Origin of the sequence: Paenibacillus sp. DMB20 (assembly GCF_000987955.1) — a bacterium.
In the GTDB taxonomy this organism is placed as follows: Bacteria; Bacillota; Bacilli; order Paenibacillales; family Paenibacillaceae; genus Paenibacillus_AQ.
Genome location: NZ_LAZU01000020.1, coordinates 51,413 through 71,094 on the forward strand (window position 1 = coordinate 51,413; position 19,682 = coordinate 71,094).

The 19,682-nt window shown below is 53.4% G+C and carries 16 protein-coding genes and 1 pseudogene; 8 read left to right on the forward strand and 9 right to left on the reverse strand.

Features of this window, described 5'->3' with window-relative positions; all coding sequences use genetic code 11:
* The first annotated feature begins 129 nt into the window (after window positions 1–129).
* Window positions 130–1,416, forward strand: a complete 1,287-nt coding sequence (locus XI25_RS07305) for an adenylosuccinate synthase (RefSeq protein ID WP_046678020.1) — start codon at window positions 130–132, stop codon at window positions 1,414–1,416.
* Window positions 1,417–1,819: 403 nt separating this feature from the next.
* On the opposite strand, the gene XI25_RS07310 is transcribed toward XI25_RS07305, so the two are convergent.
* From XI25_RS07310 to XI25_RS07325, 4 genes are all read right to left on the reverse strand, one after another.
* Window positions 1,820–2,509 (reverse strand): ABC transporter ATP-binding protein, encoded by a 690-nt coding sequence (locus XI25_RS07310; RefSeq protein ID WP_046678021.1) that lies wholly within the window; start codon window positions 2,507–2,509, stop codon window positions 1,820–1,822.
* Entirely contained in the window at window positions 2,509–3,609 is a 1,101-nt protein-coding gene (locus tag XI25_RS07315; protein WP_046678022.1) for an ABC transporter permease, read from the reverse strand. Before XI25_RS07315 ends, XI25_RS07310 begins: the two co-directional genes overlap by 1 nt.
* A gap of 117 nt (window positions 3,610–3,726) precedes the next feature.
* A complete protein-coding gene (locus XI25_RS07320; protein WP_046678023.1) occupies window positions 3,727–5,106 on the reverse strand; it encodes a HAMP domain-containing sensor histidine kinase in 1,380 nt (459 codons plus the stop codon).
* Window positions 5,103–5,810 (reverse strand): response regulator transcription factor, encoded by a 708-nt coding sequence (locus XI25_RS07325; RefSeq protein ID WP_235439725.1) that lies wholly within the window; start codon window positions 5,808–5,810, stop codon window positions 5,103–5,105. The genes XI25_RS07320 and XI25_RS07325 overlap by 4 nt, the downstream gene beginning before the upstream one ends.
* Window positions 5,811–6,040: 230 nt before the next feature.
* On the opposite strand from XI25_RS07325, the gene XI25_RS07330 reads away from it, so the two are divergent.
* The 7 genes from XI25_RS07330 (at window position 6,041) to XI25_RS07360 (ending at window position 14,392) form a co-directional block, all read left to right on the forward strand.
* On the forward strand, window positions 6,041–6,799 hold the full coding sequence (locus tag XI25_RS07330) for a hypothetical protein (RefSeq protein ID WP_046678024.1): 759 nt from the start codon (window positions 6,041–6,043) through the stop codon (window positions 6,797–6,799).
* Window positions 6,800–7,166: 367 nt separating this feature from the next.
* Window positions 7,167–8,744, forward strand: a complete 1,578-nt coding sequence (locus XI25_RS07335) for a M23 family metallopeptidase (RefSeq protein ID WP_046678025.1) — start codon at window positions 7,167–7,169, stop codon at window positions 8,742–8,744.
* Window positions 8,745–8,958: 214 nt separating this feature from the next.
* Entirely contained in the window at window positions 8,959–9,693 is a 735-nt protein-coding gene (gene yycF, locus XI25_RS07340) for a response regulator YycF (protein WP_046678026.1), read from the forward strand.
* Window positions 9,693–11,519 carry a cell wall metabolism sensor histidine kinase WalK gene (walK, locus tag XI25_RS07345; RefSeq protein ID WP_046678027.1) on the forward strand — a complete coding sequence of 609 codons (1,827 nt, stop codon included), beginning with the start codon at window positions 9,693–9,695 and terminating at the stop codon, window positions 11,517–11,519. The genes yycF and walK overlap by 1 nt, the downstream gene beginning before the upstream one ends.
* On the forward strand, window positions 11,516–12,796 hold the full coding sequence (locus tag XI25_RS07350; RefSeq protein ID WP_046678028.1) for a YycH family regulatory protein: 1,281 nt from the start codon (window positions 11,516–11,518) through the stop codon (window positions 12,794–12,796). Before walK ends, XI25_RS07350 begins: the two co-directional genes overlap by 4 nt.
* 35 nt (window positions 12,797–12,831) lie before the next feature.
* On the forward strand, window positions 12,832–13,581 hold the full coding sequence (gene yycI / locus XI25_RS07355) for a two-component system regulatory protein YycI (RefSeq protein ID WP_046678029.1): 750 nt from the start codon (window positions 12,832–12,834) through the stop codon (window positions 13,579–13,581).
* Between the two features lie 7 nt (window positions 13,582–13,588).
* Complete coding sequence (locus XI25_RS07360; RefSeq protein WP_046678030.1) at window positions 13,589–14,392, forward strand: MBL fold metallo-hydrolase; 804 nt, start codon at window positions 13,589–13,591, stop codon at window positions 14,390–14,392.
* Between the two features lie 417 nt (window positions 14,393–14,809).
* Here the strand turns inward: XI25_RS07360 and XI25_RS07365 are convergent, their stop codons facing one another.
* From XI25_RS07365 to XI25_RS07385, 5 genes and pseudogenes are all read right to left on the reverse strand, one after another.
* Window positions 14,810–15,166 (reverse strand): Rieske (2Fe-2S) protein, encoded by a 357-nt coding sequence (locus XI25_RS07365; RefSeq protein WP_046678031.1) that lies wholly within the window; start codon window positions 15,164–15,166, stop codon window positions 14,810–14,812.
* Window positions 15,167–15,181: 15 nt separating this feature from the next.
* Window positions 15,182–16,251: pseudogene (locus XI25_RS07370) on the reverse strand (amidohydrolase family protein).
* Between the two features lie 11 nt (window positions 16,252–16,262).
* Window positions 16,263–17,810 carry an extracellular solute-binding protein gene (locus XI25_RS07375; protein WP_046678032.1) on the reverse strand — a complete coding sequence of 516 codons (1,548 nt, stop codon included), beginning with the start codon at window positions 17,808–17,810 and terminating at the stop codon, window positions 16,263–16,265.
* Between the two features lie 69 nt (window positions 17,811–17,879).
* Entirely contained in the window at window positions 17,880–18,740 is an 861-nt protein-coding gene (locus XI25_RS07380; protein WP_046678033.1) for a carbohydrate ABC transporter permease, read from the reverse strand.
* Between the two features lie 12 nt (window positions 18,741–18,752).
* Window positions 18,753–19,646, reverse strand: a complete 894-nt coding sequence (locus XI25_RS07385; RefSeq protein ID WP_442950363.1) for an ABC transporter permease — start codon at window positions 19,644–19,646, stop codon at window positions 18,753–18,755.
* Window positions 19,647–19,682: the final 36 nt, after the last annotated feature.

The window sequence follows — 19,682 nt, forward strand, 5'->3', positions numbered from 1 at the left end:
TTTAAAAAAGCGGACTGTTACACTAATATTGCTGCCTTGACAGTGGCAGTGACGACAGTAAACGTAGTATGTCCATGAAACGAATGCGAAATAATACAAGGTGGCCAATCACCGGGCGGAGGAATGAATATGTCAACGGTAGTCGTTGTGGGAACACAATGGGGAGACGAAGGAAAAGGGAAGATCACGGATTATCTGGCGGAGAGCGCTGACGTGGTAGCCCGCTACCAGGGCGGTAATAACGCCGGCCATACCATTCTGATTGACGGCAAAAAGTTTAAACTCAGCTTGATTCCATCCGGCGTATTTTATAAAGATAAAACCTGCGTAATCGGCAACGGCATGGTCGTGAATCCGGCTGCGCTGCTTGAAGAGATCAAATACATTCACGATAATGGCTTCAGCACCGACAATCTCGTGATCAGCGATCGTGCGCATGTCATCATGCCTTACCACATGGTGCTCGACGCGCTTGAGGAAGACCGCAAAGGACCGAATAAGATCGGTACGACGCGCAAAGGAATCGGTCCTTGTTATATGGATAAAGCGGCACGGAACGGGATTCGCATCGCCGATTTGATGGATGCGGAGGAGTTCGAGCTCAAGCTTCGTCATCTGATGAAAGAGAAGAACCAGGTGATTTCCCAGGTATACGGCGGCGAGGAACTCGATGTTGAAGAGGTTCTGAAGCAGTACCTGGAATATGCGGAACGAATCAGACCTTACGTGCGCGATACCTCCGTTGTTCTGAACGATGCGATTGATACCGACAAGAAGGTGTTGTTCGAAGGGGCGCAGGGCGTCATGCTGGACATCGACCAGGGCACCTATCCTTTCGTAACGTCTTCAAACCCATCCGCCGGCGGCGTATGTATCGGCTCCGGCGTGGGACCATCGAAGATTCAGCAGGTGATCGGGGTGGCTAAATCATACACGACCCGTGTCGGCGACGGACCTTTCCCAACCGAGCTGAACAATGAAATCGGCGAGTACATTCGCGAAAAAGGTCACGAGTACGGAACCGTAACCGGACGCGCCCGCCGCGTGGGCTGGTTCGACAGCGTCGTGGTTCGGCATGCCCGCCGCGTTAGCGGGATTACCGGCCTGTCCCTGAACTCGCTTGACGTGTTGTGCGGATTGGAAACCGTTAAAATCTGCACGGCTTACAAATACCGTGGCGAAGAAATTACCCATTATCCGGCAAGCTTGAAGATGCTGGCGGAATGCGAAGCGGTATATGAAGAGCTTCCCGGCTGGAGCGAGGACATCTCCGGCGCGAAAACGCTCGAGGATCTGCCTGAGAATACCCGTCGTTATGTGCAGCGGGTGTCGGAGCTAACCGGTATCCCGATTGCCATCTTCTCGGTCGGACGCAACCGGGAGCAGACGAACCAGGTACTGCCGATTTATTTGTAAAACCTCAAAGCTGTAGGAAAAAGCCTGCCGTTAGATCGAGGTCCTTGAAGACCTCGCTCGAATCGGCGGGCTTTTTTTACAATCCTATATAGAAGAAACGTCTAACGTATTAGAGGAATTTATCCTGTGATTGGAAATATATATCCCTTAAATCGTTGGCGCCAGACCCTATAATGTCAGTATAAACAACCTGCACGAATGTGCAGGGCAGACGTTGTCAAGCGGTCAGTTACAATGTTTTACGATGGATTTGGGGATCCCGCGGAAAGCCGCTTGCAGCGCGAACAGCATGACAAATAAAAAGATCGGCCCTTTCATCTATAGAGGGCCGATCTTTTTTTGCTTAAAGCAACTCGCGCTTCGTCGTTTTTAAGAAGGAAGACGAATTCGTCTCCCGCTTGTTTCAGGCCATCATCGGCCGCTCAGAGAGCTTGCCGTCTTCGATGTATACGATACGGTCGCACAAATCGAGCATTCGCTGGTCATGGGTAACCATAACCGCCGCCTTTTGCCGCAGTTTCACTTCATCCGCGAGCATTTGGACCACCGTGCGTCCCCGCTCCGAATCCAGGCTTGCCGTCGGTTCATCGGCCAAAATGAGCTCGGGGTCGTTCATCCACGCCCGCGCAATCGCAACCCGCTGCCGCTCACCGCCCGACAGGCTTTCCGGGTAATGGTTCATGCGGTGTGACAGCCCCAGCCGATTCAGCAGATCGTCCGCCAGCTTATCGCTATCCCGCTTGGATTTGCCGGCCAGCTTCGAAATAAGCAGCAGCTGGTCGCGAACGGTCAGATAAGGAATGAGATTGGACGATTGAAAAATAAAACCGATGTTGTCCAGCCGCACTTCGTTCATTTTCTTGGCGGATAACTTGTCCACTTCCCTGCCGCCGATCATAACGCGGCCGCTGGACGGCGACAGCAAGGCACCGGCAATCGAGAGGAACGTGGACTTGCCGGATCCGGAAGGACCGACGACGGCAACAAATTCCCCGGCCTTTACCGTGAGCGATACCTCATCCAGCACTTTAACCGAGACGTCTCCATCCCCAAATTCTTTGCTGACATGGTCGAATACCAATTTGTCATTCATTATGCAGCCCTCCCGATGGCTTCGATAGCATCAATTTTGACGACACGGTAGAGTGACAACAGGGAACCCGCGAGCGACACGAGCAGGAACAATCCGGCCGAGACCAGAACCAGCGACGGGGGCAGGTCAAACGGAATGCGGTTCCCGATTGCGGCGGCTGCTCCATAAGTCAGTCCGATGCTGACAAGCAGGCTCACGACCGACAGAAGCAGGACCTGCATGATCAGGTTTCGCGCCAAATAACCGGATTGTGCCCCGATGGCCTTCAGAACGCCAAACTGGTTCATTTTCTGAATCGTGATGACATAAAAGAATACGGCCAAGACAAACGCGGCAATGACAAACAGGAAAGCAATCATCATGATGAGCGATCCCTGCTCTTCCTTGTACCCCGGTATTCCCTTCAGGGCCTGGTCTTTGCTGATGACGTCAATGCCTTCAACCTTCTTGACAAGGGCGTCCGCCTTGTTTGGATCGGCATGGATCGCAACCGCGTTAAAGAACACGCCGCGCTTGGAATCCGACGGATGTATCGAGGCCCAGCCTTCATCATTCATATGAAGGACGGGCGCGTGGCTGAAGGATTGTCCCTCCGTAAAGCCGACGATGGTGAACGTTTGGCCGGATGCCTGGTCGATGACCTGATCGCCGAGCTTGAAATCCTCTTCTTTCAATGAGACGTCAGCCAGCACCTCATCGGCTTTGGTTTTGGCGATCATTTTGCCTTCCACAACCTTCGGAGCTAGCATATGGTCCGTATCGATCGCAAAAAAGGCGGCATCCACCTTGGCGGGCGAGTTTCCTCGGGTCAGCGTCGTCATTTGAATGCCGAGCGGAGTAGCTGACGACTCGCCAATGGCTTGACGGATGTCCTTCCAGTTATCCTCGGTCAGGATGGATCGGCTTAAGCGCTGATCCGATTCTTTTTCCAGGACAAGGTAGTCCGCTTTCATATTTTTGATGGAAGAGGCATTATCGGAAGCCAGTCCCTGGGCCAGTCCCGTTACAAAAAGCACCAGCCAGGCGATCAGCACCATAATGAACCCGATTAACAAATAACGCAGCTTTGCATGTTTGAGTTCGCGCAGGGCAAGAAACATACCATTTCATCTCCATTCCTTTATGTACTGTAAGCAGGTGATCCCTTCTTGTCTCGACCTTGATATCAGTATAAAAAGGTTATATGAACGGAAAATGAACGGGGGATGAGCCGAATCTTAAACGGCAGGAAGGCGTACCCGAAACGTCGTTCCTTCCCCGGGACGGCTTTTCACCTCGATATGTCCGTGATGAAGATCGATGATTTTCTTGGTAATGGAGAGGCCGAGTCCGGTGCTGTTCTCTTTCCGGTCCCGGGCGGTGTCCGCTTTATAGAACCGGTTAAAAATATGGGGGAGGTCGCTCTCCGAAATTCCAATTCCCGTATCCGAAATTTCGACGCTGCACAGGTTATTCTGCCGCGACAGGCGGATCGTAATGGTACCGCCCTCTTCCGTAAATTTGATGCTGTTGGTCAAGAGGTTGGTCCATACCTGATGCAGCAGCTGCGGATCCCCATGAACGTAGAGGGAGGGGAGCTCCAGGTCCATGGCCAGGTCCTTGCTGCGCCAGCTCCATTCCGTCACGGTCAGTACCTGTCTGATTTGGTCTGCCAAATCAAACGGGGTTTTGTCTATCAGGTTGTCTTCCTTATCGAGCGAGGCCAGCATTAACAGCTGTTTGCTCAAATGGGACATACGCCGGCTTTCCTCCTCGATAATGGATAAATAGCGCTGCTGCTGTTCCGCGGACAGGTTCTGGGATTGCAGCGTCTGCGAGAAGCCCTGAATCGAAGCGAGCGGAGACTGAATCTCGTGGGACACGTTCGAGACAAATTCCTGGCGCATCTGCTCCAGCTGTTCCAGACCTTTGGCCATGCGGGAAAAATGATCGGCCAGCTTGCCGATTTCATCCTGCCGCTTGACGTCCAGCTTCAAATCGTATTTGCCCTGGGAAATGTGTTGGGTCGCCTCCGTCAGTTTCACGATGGGCTTTACAATATGCCGCGTAACAATGCCGACAAGCAGAATGCAGAGCAGGATGGAAATCAGCAAGATGATGGAGAAAAAGATGCGCATCTCGCCGAACTGCACCGTGACGTCGGGGCGCAGAAAAAGAGCATGGGTCGCTCCGCCGATCTCAATCGGAACGCCGATGGAGTTATTCAGGTCATTGTCAAAAAAACCGGTAATAAACAGCCCGGATGGAAAGTTGCGGATGCCATGATACGTCTCCCCTCCGAGGACTTGCCGAATGATCTCCGGCGCAAGCTCCGTATTTCTGAATTCCCCGCCGTAATACTCGCCCTTGCCATGTTCGTCAACCAGATAAATCTGATAGCCCAGCTTGCCGACATGCTCCAGATAGTCCCGGGCTTGGACGTCCGGGTAACGGGTATAGAAGCGTTCGATATCATGAGCCATGGACGTGATTTTTCGGTCGTTAAATCCTTTCAGATTGTACTGGTAATACAAATTGGACAGGATGAACGCCGTAAAGCTGCTTAAGAGCAGAATGCCTATGGTCGTTAAGACGATTCGGGAGTAAAGTGTCTTCACTTTGCCTTGACCTCCAGCTTGTATCCGACGCCCCGGACCGTCCGAATCGTAAAGTCTTCGCTCCGGTCCGCAAAACGTTCCCGCAGACGCTTGATATGCACGTCCACCGTCCGGTCGTCTCCGTCGAAATCGGAGCCCCATATCAGCCGGATCAGCTCGTCCCGGGTAAAGGTCCGGTCCGGGTAGCTTGCCAGCTGGGAGAGCAGCTCAAACTCCTTCATCGGGAGCATCAGCACTTTGCCGTGTCCGTAAATTTCGTAGCTCTTGCGGTCAATCACGGTATCATGAATCTGGATCTTGTCGGCGCTGACCATCTGATAACGCCGAAGCAGCGCCTTAATTCGAAACAGCAGCTCTTTTGGCTCGAACGGCTTGGTGACATAATCGTCGGTACCGACGGCAAAACCTCTTTCTTTGTCGATCAGTTGGTCTTTGGCGGTAAGCAGAATAACGGGAAAATCATAGTCTCTCCGAATCTCTTCGCACAGCTGGTAGCCGTTCTTATTGGGCATCATGATATCGACGACGGCCAGGTGAATCTGCTCCCGCTCGAGGCAGGCGGAAGCCTCTTCTCCGTCGGCCGCTTCAAACACGGCATAGCCTTCAAGCTGAAGGTGGTATCTCAATAACTCCCGGATGTGGGAATCGTCATCTGCAACTAAAATATGAATAACCATAACGGAAATATCCTCCTTGATCGTCATATATGATCCTGCATGGCTGAATTCATAGATATCATAGCACGACCCTGGTTTTACCCAAAATAAGATAAGGCATAGCGGCGAAAGGCCGCATGGCAAGCAAAAATGAATATTAAAAAATATAAAAACCGGCACTTTAAGAGGTTGAACCATCTTCATGCCGTCCATACTGGATAAAGAAAGCAATGATCATTAAGGTCATTTCGGACTTGCTAGAAGAAGGAGGCAGGCATATGAAGCTGCTGAAATGGCTGCTAAAAATCAGTCTTACGGCCGTACTTGTCAGTACATTGACCATCCTCACGACGGGAATAGTGGTGAATGCCTACATCCAATCGGTGCTGGCCAGTTTTAATATCCAGCTGGAAGGCCAGCCGATGGGGATTGGCGGCATCATGAAGAATGTATTCGGCATGAACAGCTCCAAGGCAAAGGATACGGAAAAAAACGTAACGGGAGAGAAGCAGGAGGGGGCAGACCCTTTCGGCAGTAGCTTAGGGACGACCGGCACATCTGCGGATGATTCCGCCGCTGACGCCAAGGATGGTACGGCCGGCAGCAGCGACAACGGCTTGTCTTCCGATACGGGCTCCGAGGCGGACTCCGGTTCCGAGGCCGGCAGAGATGGCGGGACTTCGGGCAGCGTACGGGGTCAAAAGGACGGCGATCCTTCTGCGGAAGGGGAAAATCCTCCGCCGGAGGATTCCGTTCCGGTCATGGGAAACGCCGGAGAATCGGCGACCCAGGTAGACCAGCAGATGGTGATGACGCCGGACGAGCTTATGGACAAGAAGAGTAGCCTGACAATGAAAGAAAAAGAGGAGATTTTTACGCTGCTGATGAATAAGCTGCCCCAGCCGGAAATGCAGAAAATATCCGAAGCCATGGAAGACGGATTAACGGCCGAGGAGCTGGAAGAAATCGAGCGGGGGATTTCCAAATACTTGAGCAAAAACGAATTCGACAAGCTGCTGAACCTGCTTCAAAAATAACCTGAAAGCCGGTCTGCGCGCCGCCATGTCACCATTTTGTCATCAGCGACGAATCCAAAATGATAGGAAAATCGAGGAAACCCGCGTCCGACGCGGGTTTTTCGCTGTCTTGCGCAGACTTGCTTCGACAGTAAATGCTATGTTAAAGTAAACAGAGACTTAAAAGGTTAAGATTTTGATACTTTTTGAAAATATAAGCAAGCGTAAGATTCCATTTATGCTTGGATTATATTTCTCGCAGAAACGCTATCGTCCATGAGGAAGGACGACAAAGCCGTTTCTGCTTAGACGGATCAATTTGAGACGCAGCTTACGACATACCACAAGTGGTTCGTACATAAGGATACAGGTTGAAAAGGAGAAGAGCATGAAAGGTTTCAAAGGCAAGCGGTGGGTTGAAAACGTCATGAACGGCTTGAAGACCGGACGTTCCGCTAAACACAATGAAAACCCCATACACGAATCCGGCACCCAGACTGATGTAAGAACGGACAGATGGTACAAATCCCGCAAGTGGATCGTAATCCCCGCAGGTATTTTGCTGACGGCAGGCGTGATGTTTTTTGCAGGAAGAGCATATGTAAACGCGAATACGATACCGTTTTATCACGTTTACGTGAACGGTGAGCATATAGGCACGATCCAGGATGACGAGCAGTTGGACAAGCTGTTTGAAACGAAGCAGAAGTACTATGAAGAGAAATACCCTGACGCCATGATGGTGCTTTATACCGACGGCATTACGACAAAAGCGGCGCGGGACTATAAACCTGTGGTGACAACCGAGGAGACCCTGGCCAAGCTGGACGGCATGCTGAAGGCCTATGCCCGCGGCGTCGAGCTGAAGCTGGATGGTAAAACGGTGGCGATCGTAAAGGATCAGCAAACGGCCCAAGCCGTCGTTGAAGCGGCGAAAGCGAAGTATGTCCCCGATTCTGTTGGGACCCGCACGGTTGCCTTTAAGAAAACGTCCGCCTCAGCCGTAAAGGGCGGAAATGCACCGGCAAAGGGAGCCGAAGTAAAATCGGTCAACATTAAGGAAGACATATCGGTCTCCCCAACCAAGACGGACCCGAACAAAATACTGGATAAGCAGGAAGCCGTCAAGGCGCTCACCGCAACGAAGGAACAGCCGGTGGAGTACACGATCAAGGAAGGGGATACCATCTCCTCCATCGCCAAAGCCCACGGGATGAAAAGGGCCGAAGTGGTTGCGCTGAACCCGGGTCTGCAGGAGAAGTACATGCAGATCGGCACGATCCTTGAGCTGAGCCGTCCGGAATCCCCGTTGACGGTGCAAACCGTGGAGACGGTAACGGAGAAGATGGCCAGCAAGCCGGAAACGATTGTCCGCACGAGCGATAAGCTGCCGAAGGGCAAACGCAAGGTTGTCCGTCACGGACGCGACGGCGTGAAGCGGGTCAACTATGTGGTGACGAAGGAGAACGGCAAGATTGTCTCGAAGCAGTGGACAGGGCAGCAGGTTGTCGAGCCCGCTTTGCCGGAAGTCGTGTATAAGGGGACCAAGGTGAAGGTACAGAAAAAGGTGGTAAAACCGACTGTATCCACTGAGCGGACCAGCGGCCGCTTATTCGCATGGCCGGTCAGCGGCGCCCGTATTACAAGCGCATACGGCGCACGGTGGGGGCGGACCCATGAAGGCCTTGATATGGTAGGCGGACGCACCATTATGGCTGCGGCAGGAGGCAAGGTGGTATTTGCCGGAAGGCAGGGAAGTTACGGCAATGCCGTTATCGTCGACCATGGAAATGGTTACCAGACGCTGTATGGACATATGAGCAGCATTTCGGTCCGCAACGGCCAATCGGTGGGGCAGGGAAGCACGCTCGGCATTATGGGCAGCACCGGCCGCTCCACTGGCATTCACCTTCACTTTGAAATTCGCAAAAACGGAGCCCAGCAAAACCCTATGAAATATTTTTAATCTTGTGTTATACTGGGCTTACCAATGACGACATAAGCCATTATTGGTTCATATATCATAACAACAATGACATGGCCGTTCCTTTACCGGGGCGGCCATGTCATTGTTATAAGGAGATTATTCTTTCCCCCGGTGAACGGATGTAAGGGGGAGCCAGGTATGCTAAAATAGAACGATAGACCGTTCAAGTGAAGGTATGAGGTGAGAAGTGACGATGCAGGGGACCATTTTGGTGGTGGATGACGAACAGCCCATCGCCGATATATTGAAATTCAATCTTGAAAAAGAAGGCTATGAGGTCATTTGCGCATTTGACGGAATCAGCGCGGTGGAACTGGCGCTGTCCAAGCATCCCGACCTGATGCTGCTGGATCTGATGCTGCCGGGGAAAGACGGAATGGACGTGTGCCGCGAGGTGCGCGCCGCGAACCTGCAGATTCCGATCATCATGCTAACCGCAAAGGACGGGGAGATCGACAAGGTGCTGGGCCTCGAACTGGGGGCGGACGATTACGTCACGAAGCCGTTCAGCACGCGCGAGCTTCTGGCTCGCGTAAAGGCGCAAATGCGCCGGCAGCATAAACCGGGCGGTCCGGCGGATAACACCGGAATCGCGGGCGAAACGGACAAGCAGGGTCTGCGATTGTTCGAGCTGTTTATCGATACGGATATGTACATGGTGTACAAAAGCGGGGAAGCGCTCGATCTGACGCACCGCGAGTATGAGCTTGTTTATTATTTGGCCAGAAACGCCGGCAAAGTAATGACGCGCGAACATCTGCTGCAGGCGGTATGGGGCTTTGAATATTTCGGGGATGTCCGCACCGTGGACGTCACGATCCGCCGGCTGCGGGAGAAGATCGAGGAAAACCCGAGCAAGCCGGAATATATCCTGACCCGCAGAGGGCTCGGCTATTTGATGCGCAGTCCTAAAAATGGAGCATTGTAATGAAGTGGTTGTCCTTCTTCCGTACCATTCAGGCGAAGGTCATTATCATCTATGTATTGCTGATCCTCATCGCCATGCAGCTTATCGGCGTGTATTTCGTAAGCGCGATGAAGAACTCCCTGATAAGCAATTTCACGACCGATCTGCAGGAGCGTGCGGAACTGATGTCGGTGCTTGCAGCCAAAACGCTGGCGGGAACGGACCCCGACGAGGATCCGGTCGAGAATCTGCAGGTGATGGTGAATAATCTTTTTAACCTGGACGGCGCCGAAATTCAAGTGTTGGATGCTACGGGGAAAGTGCTGACAACTTCGGTCTCTTCCCATGCAGACTATGTCAATACCAAGAATACGCAGACGGTGGTCAGCCGGGCGCTTCAGGGCATTAGCGACAATGAGGAAAATATAATCGACGCCGACGGCATCCGTAAGAAGGTAGTCGCGAAACCGGTCATCCATAACGGGAAGAATGTCGGGGCCATCTATATCGCTGCCAGCATGAGCGAACTGTACGAAACGATGCAGTGGATCAACAATATTTTTATTTCGGGTATTCTTCTTGCGCTCGGCCTGACCGCGGTGCTTGGGGTGATCCTGTCCCACACCATTACTCATCCGATCAAGGAATTGACGCGTCATGCCCGGGCGGTGGCGGAGGGCCGGTTTACGGAGAAAACGCCGGTATTCGGCAGCGACGAAATCGGTCAGCTCAGCCAAACGTTCAATTATATGACAAGCCGGTTGCGGGAAGCTTTGGCGCAGAACGAGGAAGAGAAGGAAAAGCTGGCCTCGATTCTCACCAACATGAGCGACGGGGTGATTGCAACCGATGAAGCGGGACGCGTCATTCTGATGAACCGCCGTGCCGGGCAAATGCTCGGCGTCGAGGGCGAGGAGCTCGCCGGGCGCGATATCGGCTCCCTGCTCGGGCTTGAAGATCCGGAGGCGGAATTGCTTGCACGCGGCGGCGTCAGCGACTTTAAACTGTTGGAGATTACGCCCCGGGAGGGCGGGCAGCCGTTTATGATGCGTGTCACCTTTACGCCGATTCATCGGCGCGAGATTGGCATTACCGGAACGATCGCGGTGCTGCAGGACGTGACGGAGCAGGAGAAGCTGGAGGCTTCGCGCCGGGAATTTGTGGCGAATGTATCGCATGAGCTACGGACGCCGCTGACCACGATCAAGAGTTACACCGAAGCGCTGGAGGATGGGGCGCTGGACGATAAGCAGATGGCGCCGCGCTTTGTCAGTGTCATCCAAAATGAAACCGGGCGGATGATCCGGCTCGTTACGGATCTTCTGCATTTGTCGCGGCTGGACTCCAAAGAAGCCGCGTTGCGTCTGCAGCAGGTCGACATTGTCGAAATGCTGGAGGATGTAGAAGACCGGTTCTCTTTTCAGATGCAGCAGAAGGGCGTGCGTACGGTGATCGACATCAAGCCGGGGGTATCGACGGCGATGCTGGACCGGGACGGGATTGACCAGGTATTGGACAATCTCATTTCGAATGCCTTGAAATATACGCCTGATGGCGGCACCATTACGATGGAAGCGGCCATAACCGACAACAGCATGCTGTCCCTGTCGGTGGCGGATACCGGAATCGGGATTCCGAAGAAGGATCTGGATCGGATATTTGAACGCTTTTATCGGGTGGATAAAGCACGGACCCGCAATATGGGCGGCACCGGACTTGGATTGTCCATTGCCCGGGAAATTGTTCGGAATCATGGCGGCACCATATCGCTGCAGTCCGAGCTTGAAAAAGGCACAAAGGTGACCTTCACGCTGCCTCTGCATGTAGAAGGGGGGGAGACGACGTGAAGGAACGTTTAAAAACCGGACTGTTGACCGCTTTGGTGCTCGGCAGTTTGCTTCAGAGTTATTTTCTCATATACCGTCTCCCCGGCAGCGATTCCGTCGTCCAATCGGAAAATTCCTACATCAAGACGGAAGATATGGGACCGGAGGAAAAAACGGAAAACCTGATTTATCCGAAAAAGATGATTATCCATCTGAGCGGGAATAAACACACGGTGTTTTACCCGGGGCAGATGTTTTACGATTTAATATATAACCGGGTGAAGGGGCGGACGTTTGAGAGTTTTCAACGCCGTACCGTGAGCAACATGGACTGGTCCAAGCTTCGTTCCGAGAGCAAAGGGATCGAGCTGAACTTTGATTCCGGCATACCGGTAACGCTGCTCCAGCGGGTGATGCAGATTTCCCCCGATTCCTTGTTCGAGGGCGAAAGCATTCATAAAATGTGGCTGTACAGCATCGAAGGCGAGCCGATGGTACACGCATTGTTTTTCAGCACGGAGGGGAATGTCGTATACGAAGCCGCTCAGGTCGACTTGACGGTTCAAGACATTCAGCAGCTTGTGGATTTCGGCATGGATTGGACGCCTTATACGATGGATAACGAAGTCTCGTATTATATCCCGGAGAAACCTGTGCGTATGGTAAGCCTAGAGCTTCCGACAGGAATGTACACGGTGGAGCAAATGCAGCGCAGCCTGTTCTTTGATCCAAGCATAACGCGAAACATCCGCGAACGGGACGGCTCGGAAATCTATACGGACAGCAAGCGCAGCTTGCAGGTGGATCAGGGGCAGCACTGGATCAATTACACGGATCCCGCAGCCCCCCCGTCCGGCGAGAGCAGTCCGGGCAAGGACGTGCTGTCGGCCATTAACTTTGTAAACCAGCATGGCGGCTGGAACGGAAGCTACCTGTTGAGCGAATCGCAGGACACGGAGGACCGGACCTTGGTGGAATTTCAGCAATATCATCGGGGATACCCGATTCTGAATACCCTGGGTTTCAACTACGGACTGATGAAGCTGGAGCTTCAGAAAGGGACCGTTACTTCTTATGAACGATCGCTGCTATACGTGGAAACGGAAGAACGGCAGAAAAAAATGGTAAACCTTCCTGCGGGAGACAAGCTGCGGAAGAAACTGAAAGAACTGCCTGAAGAGTTCAAGATCTTGGACCTGCAGCCGGCCTATTTGCCTTCCCAAGTGGAAGGAGGCCTGAAGTTGACTCCGGTCTGGGCTGTGCTGCTGCAGAATGGAACGCTGAAGCCGCTGGAATAAACGATGCGATTCTCGTAAACAAGGGAGGCTGACTCATGGACTGGGGACGGGCCAAAAATGTATTGATCTACGCGTTCCTGCTGCTGAATCTGGTGCTTGGCTACCAGCTGTGGATGGACCTGCGCGAGCAGGCCGGCTCCAGTCTGGACTTTACCTCGTTATCCGAGAGCACCCAGCGGCTGATGGAGGAAAACCGGATTCAGGTACTGAGCCCGATTCCTCCCGACACCCCCCGGCTGCCGAAGATTGCTTATACATACCGTCCCGAGGCGCAGGGGAAACCTGTCAAGCTGGAGAATACGGTAGATACCAAGCTGATCTATGCGGATATAAAGGAGCTGCAAAATGCCATCGGCGGACAGATTCCGAACCTCGACCAATATCGCCATGACCCGCAGTCCGATCGGGAGGATGTCTTTGTGTTCCGTCCCCTCGTGAACGGGAAGTGGCCGCTGTTTAACGTGGAGCTGGAACTGTTCCACCAAAGCCAAAAGATCGAGTACTTCCGCGAACCGATCCTCGAGATCCAACCGACGGGAGATGTGGAGGAACAGAAGGTGCTGTCTGCTTCCAAAGCGTTGGGTACGCTGATCGAACGGAATGTGATTCCGCCCAAATCGGCCGTAAAGGACATCCAACTCGGGTATTACGGACAGATGTTTAATACCGAAGTAGAGCTGGCGGCGCCGGCCTGGAGGTTTACGCTGGATAGCGGCGAAGTTATTTATTTACAGGGCATCAGCGGAGACGTTTTTACGCCCAAGAGTGAGAAAGCAAAGGAGTAATCGGATTATGTCGATATCTTTTTCCGTGCTGTCGAGCGGTTCGACGGGCAACGCTACGGTTGTCCGGAACGAGAACGCGACGCTGCTTATCGATGCCGGGCTCAGCGCGCGGCGGATCGATGAGCTGCTGAAGGAGCGGGATATGTCAGGAGAGGAAATTGACGCGATTCTGGTCACGCACGAGCACTCGGACCACATTAAAGGTCTCGGCGCGGTTGCGCGGAAATACAATCTCCCGGTGTACGCGAACGAAAAAACGTGGGAAGCGATGAATAAATCGATCGGCAACATTGCCGAGGAGAACCGGATTGTCCTGGACAGTCATGAGGTGAAGGATTTCGGAACGCTGCGCGTGGAACCGTTCGAAATTTCCCATGACGCTGCCGAGCCTGTAGGTTACTGCTTTTATGACGGGGACGAGAAACTGGGCGTGGCGACCGATCTCGGCTATGTGAGCGATAAGGTGAAGAAAGCCATCGAAGGCTCTGACGTCCTCGTGCTCGAAGCGAACCATGATATCGAGATGCTGCGGATGGGGCGGTATCCATGGAATACGAAACGCCGGATTCTCGGCGACATGGGCCACCTCTCCAATGTTTCCGCCGGGGATGCCCTCAGCGAGCTGCTGACGGGGGATACGAAGCGGGCGTATCTTGCCCACCTGAGCCGGGACCATAACATGATGGATTTGGCCAAAATGACGGTGCGCGATACGATGGAGGACCGCGGCTGCTTCTTCAAGGAAAGCGAGTTTAAGCTGTGCGATACGTATTACGATCGTTCCACGCCGTGGGACAAGATCAAGGAATAAGGATGTATAAACATCGATTTCGTGTCACTCTATGACTCTAACGGACATGAGTTCCGCTAACCGTGCTTATTACCGTTGGTTGAAATTTTAACGGACCTCAGTTCCGTTAAAGGGCTATTTTGGTTGGGGGCGTACATTTTTTCGGTGTTTAACGGATCCTATGTCCGTTAGCAAGTCATCAGGAATTCTGCACTCCAAGGTCTATCGCCGTAAGGGCTCAAGCTGGCTGGGATAGGTCTGAATGGGAGCGGGTGGCTTGGAAAAACGTTGATCACCATGCACGTGTTAGCGCAAGGGACGTCAAGCACGTGGATCCGCGTAGTACCGTCAAGCACGTGGACCAGCATATCCTTCCCGCAAAAAAGCGGCCGCCCCGCAAAAAGGGCGGCCGCTTCGTTTCTAGCGCGGATCGAATCATTACCTTCCAAACACGACGCCGATCCTGCCGTCTTCGATCCTGACCTCGTAGGTTTTGACCCTTACCCTGTCGCTGAACAGAGATTTGCCGGTCTTGATATCGAATTCCCAGCCGTGCCAGGGACAGCGGATAATCTCGCCCTTCCGGGCATATTCGTATTCGTACACTTCCGAAGGCAGGTTGGTGCCGGATACGTACCCGGCACACATGGGCGCCCCCTGATGCGGGCAATAATTGTTGAGCGCATAATACTCCCCGTTAATCCGGTAGATGCCGATTTCCCGGCCCTCCACTTGAACGACCATGTGTCCGCCCTCGGGAACGTCAGCCGTTTCCGCCACAAAATGAACCGCCATGTTCGCCCTCCGTGGTTAGAGATGGTATAGTTTTTTCGCGTTTTCATAGAAAATTTTACGCTTGGCCTCGGCACTCAGCTTGCGCAGAATCATATCCGGCGCGTCGAAGTCCCAGTGTGGATAATCGCTGGAATACAGGAGCATATTTTCCGCGTCGAACATATTGAACAGATCGATCAGATGCTGCGGATTGTCCGGCTCCTCGATCGGCTGCGTCGTCAGGAAGCAGTGGTCGCGGATGTATTCGCTCGGCATCCGTTTTAGCCAAGGCACCGTGGACCGAAGAGCCTTGTAGTTCTTATCCAGCCGCCACATCAAGGGTGGCAGCCAGGAAACGCCCCCTTCGACAAGCACCAGCTTGAGTCCCGGCAATTTGACGAATACGCCCTCGGTCACGATGCTCACGAGGTGAGCCATGAAGGTCTGCGACAAATTCGTGTGCCATTCGATATATCTCGCCGGATAGCCGGCGCGGTGGGGGCGGTGGAGCTGCCCGCGCCTTCGGCTCCCGGATGGATGGCGACGGGCAGGCCGTTCCGCTCCGCCGCTTCGTATATCGGGTGATAGTAACGGTGGCCGAGCGGTCCCCGGGCCGCGCTCGAGATGACCACCTCGACGATGTCGGGATGGCCGCCCACGCGGTCGATCTCCCGTGCGGCCAGCACGGGGTCCAGCGTGGAAACCGCCACCGCTCCTTTAAAGGAAGGGTGTTTGCCGAGCCACTCGGCGATCAGAAAATCATTGTAGGCCGAGCAGATCGCCGCCGCAAAATCCGGGTCATGCGTGGCCGAGATGTTATAGACGACGCCGGTCAAAATGGCATATTCCACATCGTAACGCTCTACAAGCTGCTTGATCATCAAGTCCGGGTCGGAACCGGCCTTGCCGCCCCCCGGCGGGATGGCGTCTTTCTTCATCACCCCGACAGGCGAGTAGTAGCCGGAGCCCGCGTAACCGACGCCCGATTTCTCGACCCTGGAACGCCACGGCTCCGGCAGATAAGGCACAAGGGCAGAATCGTCCTGTTCATTGTGAACGTCCGCATCAATGACCTTGAGACTTTTGGACAAAGGGAATCCCTCCATTTCCGGCGGTATTATTTGCCGCCATACGTTCTGGCGTAGGCCGTATTGTACATGTTCAGCAGATCGTCCGCCCCCAGCTTTTTGGCTTCGTCGATAAACTGCTGGTACGTTTCGTCATTGATCGGCGTCTTGCCGGTCACGAACTCGGTCAACCGCTGCTCCAGGAATTTGTTCAGGTTGTTGAGCTTGGATTTTTCAAGCTCCAGCTCTTCCTCGGTTTTGACGATTTGCTTCGGTGCCGGGATAATAAACGGCTCGTATCTTTTGTTGATGTCCTTGCTCTTATCGCTTAAGCCCCGTTCCCACACTTCGCGGGATTTGGCATTATTCAGGGTGATCAGGTCATACCAGACGCCCCAATCCTTGCGCAGCGTATTAAACGGCGACGTGCCGAATTCCTTCATGTACACCGGCTTTCCGTTTTCCATGGTATAGGTTTTGCCTTCGATGCCGAGGGAGAGATAGTTCGAGCCTTCTTCGCTCACCAGGTAATCCAGGAACTGGACCGCTCTGTCCTTATCCTTCACCTTGGCCGAAATGGCGCGGCCCACGCTGCCGATGACCGGACGGGAGTATTGGTAATTCTTTACGTCGCCCGCCGCGAACATGGGGATGGCATCCAGCTCGTAGCCGGCCGTTCCGGCTTTGCGCGCTTTTTCCGTAAGCGACTCCAGGTCCGCCTTCCAGAAGTAGGTCACGAGCGATTTGCCCGTAAGAATCCGCTCCTCCCACTGGGCCTGGGTCAGCAGCGAATATTCCGGATCCAGCAGCTTCTCCGCGTACAGTTTGTTCAGGAACACCAAGGCATCCTTGTAGCCTTTATGGTAAGGCGCAAACGCGTACTTATCCGTGGTCGGGTCGATGTTGTAGAAGCCTTGGATGCCGGTAAACGCTCTGCCGAACACCGTATACAGCCCCGTATCGCCGACAATCGCGTTGGAAATGAGCGGATAGGAGTTCGGTTCCTTCTCCTTCAACGTCTTCAGGAACTGATAAAATTCGTCCATATTCGTCGGCGCCTTCAAGCCGTGTTTGTCCAAGATATCCTTGCGAGCGTACCAGATAAAGTTGAAGCCTTTGCCTTCGGCGTCTCCTTCGATGACGGGAACGGTATAAATGCCGCCGTCGGAGCCGGTTGCAACCGCTTTGGCCTCAGGGTAGGTTTCGTAAAATTTCTTGAGATTAGGGGCTTTGTCGAGGTAGTCGTTCAGGTTCAGGAAAACCTTGTCGGGACCATGTTCCCGGCCCTCCTGCGTATCGACCTGCATGAAATCGGTGACGGAATTGGTCGCGATCATAATTTGCTTTTTTTCGGGCAGGCCCTCCTGGCTCACGACCTGAAAGTTGGCCTTGACCCCGGTTTTCTTCTCGATTTCCTTGAAAATCTCCCAATCCGAGCGAACCTTTCCTTCCACGCGATCGTACACAAGCCAGGAGAACGTCACGGATTCGTTCGAATCCGTTCCCCCGGAACCGGCCTTTTTGTCGGAACAACCCGCTGCCAGCAGACCCACCAACGTTGAAACCGCCAGAAGTACGGCCCATTTTCTTTTTTTCACGTTCCAGCCTCCCTTTTCATTGGATTCCCATAGAAATTCATATAGCCATGGATCGCACGCAATCCAGAACTATCCTTTGATGCTGCCGATCATCGCCCCCTGGACAAAATACTTCTGGATAAACGGATAGACGAACAGGATCGGAAGCGTGGCAATCATGATCATGGCGTACTTCAGCGTTTCCAGATGGCTCAAATCGCCTTCGCCCTGCACGTTCGTCCCGGCAATCAAAATATTGCGGAGCATAATTTGCAGTGGGTACAGCGTACGGTCGTTCAGATAGATCAGCGCGTCAAAAAACGCGTTCCACTGATTCACGGCCGTGAACAGCCCGATCGTTGCCATGACCGGCATCGACAGCGGAAGCACGATCCGAAGCAGCACCTGAAAGGACCCGCATCCGTCAATCGTTGCCGCATCCTCCAGCTCCTCGGGCAGCCCCTCAAAGAACGTCCGCATGATGAACAAATACCAGGTGCTCACCAGGGAGGGCAGGACCACCGCCCAGATCGTGTCCAGCATGCCTAATTTTTGGACGACCAGGAAGGTAGGGATCATGCCTCCGCCGAACAGCAGGGTAAAGGCGGCCATCAGCAGGATAAAGCGGCGTCCCGGCAGCCATTTTTTGGCCAAGGGATAGGCCATGGCGGACGTGACCAGCAGCGTCAGCACCACCTGCGTCACCGTATAACGGATCGTATTCCAGTAGCTGATCCACAGATCCGGATTGTAAATGAGCTGCTCGTAGGCGATGAAGGTAATATCTTTGGGCCACAGCAGGACCTCGCCGCTTGCGACCAGGGCATTATTCGAGATGGATGCGGAGAATACATAAACCATCGGGTATACCATCACGACCATGAGCAGAACCATAAGCACGATATTAAGCACGTCGAATACCCGGGAACCGAGACTTTCCTTGATTTTCATCGTTATCCCCCTTTACCACAGACTGGTCGCGGAATGCTTCCGGACGATCCGATTGGCCGTGACGATCAGGATCAGGCCGATGGCCGATTGGAACAATCCCACCGCCGTGGCGAAGCTGAAGTCGGCATCGAGAATGCCGCGCCGGTAGACGAACGTGTTAATGACGTCCGAAGTCTCATAGTTCATGGAGTTGTACAGGAGCAGTATTTTCTGAAAGCCCGATTCCATGAAATTGCCCAGCGTCAGCACGAACAAGATGATCATCACGGGCAGCATCCCGATCAGCGTGATATGGCGCATCTGTTGGAACCGGTTGGCACCGTCCATTTTGGCGGCCTCGTACAGCGTAGGATCAATGCCCGCAATCGCGGCCAAGTAAAGGATCGTCCCCCAGCCGATCTTCTGCCAGATTTCCGAGCCAACGTAAATCGTCCGGAACCACTCGGGAAGGCCAAGGAACATGATCGGCTCCATGCCGAACACCTTCACCAGGAAATGATTGACCACGCCGGTCGTCGGGGACAGAAACGTGACGAGAATGCCTGCGATTACCACCGTGGACAGGAAATGCGGCATGTAGCTGATGCTCTGCACCAGCCTTTTGAAAAATTTGCTGCGGATTTCATGAAAGAGAAGGGCCAGCAGAATCGGGGCCGGGAAATGAAACAGAAGGTCATAAACGTTGAGCATAACGGTATTGCGGATCAGCTTCCACGCATCCGGCGTCACATAGAAGAATTCGATAAAATGCTTCAGCCCGACAAATTTGCTGTCCAGGATGCCTCTGCCGACGGAAAAGTCCTGAAAGGCAATGATGATGCCGTACATGGGCACATATTTAAAAATAAGGTAGTACAGAATCCCGGGAAGCATGAGCAGGTACAGGACCTTATGCTTTTTAAGCATGATCCAGAATTGGGCGCGTTTGGACACAGCATCGAC

Bases quoted from the DNA above. Each gene is read 5' to 3' on its own strand.
- XI25_RS07330 (WP_046678024.1), top strand. From the start codon at position 6,041: ATGAAGCTGCTGAAATGGCTGCTAAAAATCAGTCTTACGGCCGTACTT.
- XI25_RS07365 (WP_046678031.1), bottom strand. From the start codon at position 15,166: ATGGCGGTTCATTTTGTGGCGGAAACGGCTGACGTTCCCGAGGGCGGA.
- XI25_RS07325 (WP_235439725.1), bottom strand. From the start codon at position 5,810: ATGACGATCAAGGAGGATATTTCCGTTATGGTTATTCATATTTTAGTT.
- yycI (WP_046678029.1), top strand. From the start codon at position 12,832: ATGGACTGGGGACGGGCCAAAAATGTATTGATCTACGCGTTCCTGCTG.
- walK (WP_046678027.1), top strand. From the start codon at position 9,693: ATGAAGTGGTTGTCCTTCTTCCGTACCATTCAGGCGAAGGTCATTATC.
- XI25_RS07385 (WP_442950363.1), bottom strand. From the start codon at position 19,646: ATGCTTAAAAAGCATAAGGTCCTGTACCTGCTCATGCTTCCCGGGATT.
- XI25_RS07380 (WP_046678033.1), bottom strand. From the start codon at position 18,740: ATGAAAATCAAGGAAAGTCTCGGTTCCCGGGTATTCGACGTGCTTAAT.
- XI25_RS07305 (WP_046678020.1), top strand. From the start codon at position 130: ATGTCAACGGTAGTCGTTGTGGGAACACAATGGGGAGACGAAGGAAAA.
- XI25_RS07310 (WP_046678021.1), bottom strand. From the start codon at position 2,509: ATGAATGACAAATTGGTATTCGACCATGTCAGCAAAGAATTTGGGGAT.
- XI25_RS07360 (WP_046678030.1), top strand. From the start codon at position 13,589: ATGTCGATATCTTTTTCCGTGCTGTCGAGCGGTTCGACGGGCAACGCT.
- XI25_RS07335 (WP_046678025.1), top strand. From the start codon at position 7,167: ATGAAAGGTTTCAAAGGCAAGCGGTGGGTTGAAAACGTCATGAACGGC.
- yycF (WP_046678026.1), top strand. From the start codon at position 8,959: ATGCAGGGGACCATTTTGGTGGTGGATGACGAACAGCCCATCGCCGAT.
- XI25_RS07315 (WP_046678022.1), bottom strand. From the start codon at position 3,609: ATGTTTCTTGCCCTGCGCGAACTCAAACATGCAAAGCTGCGTTATTTG.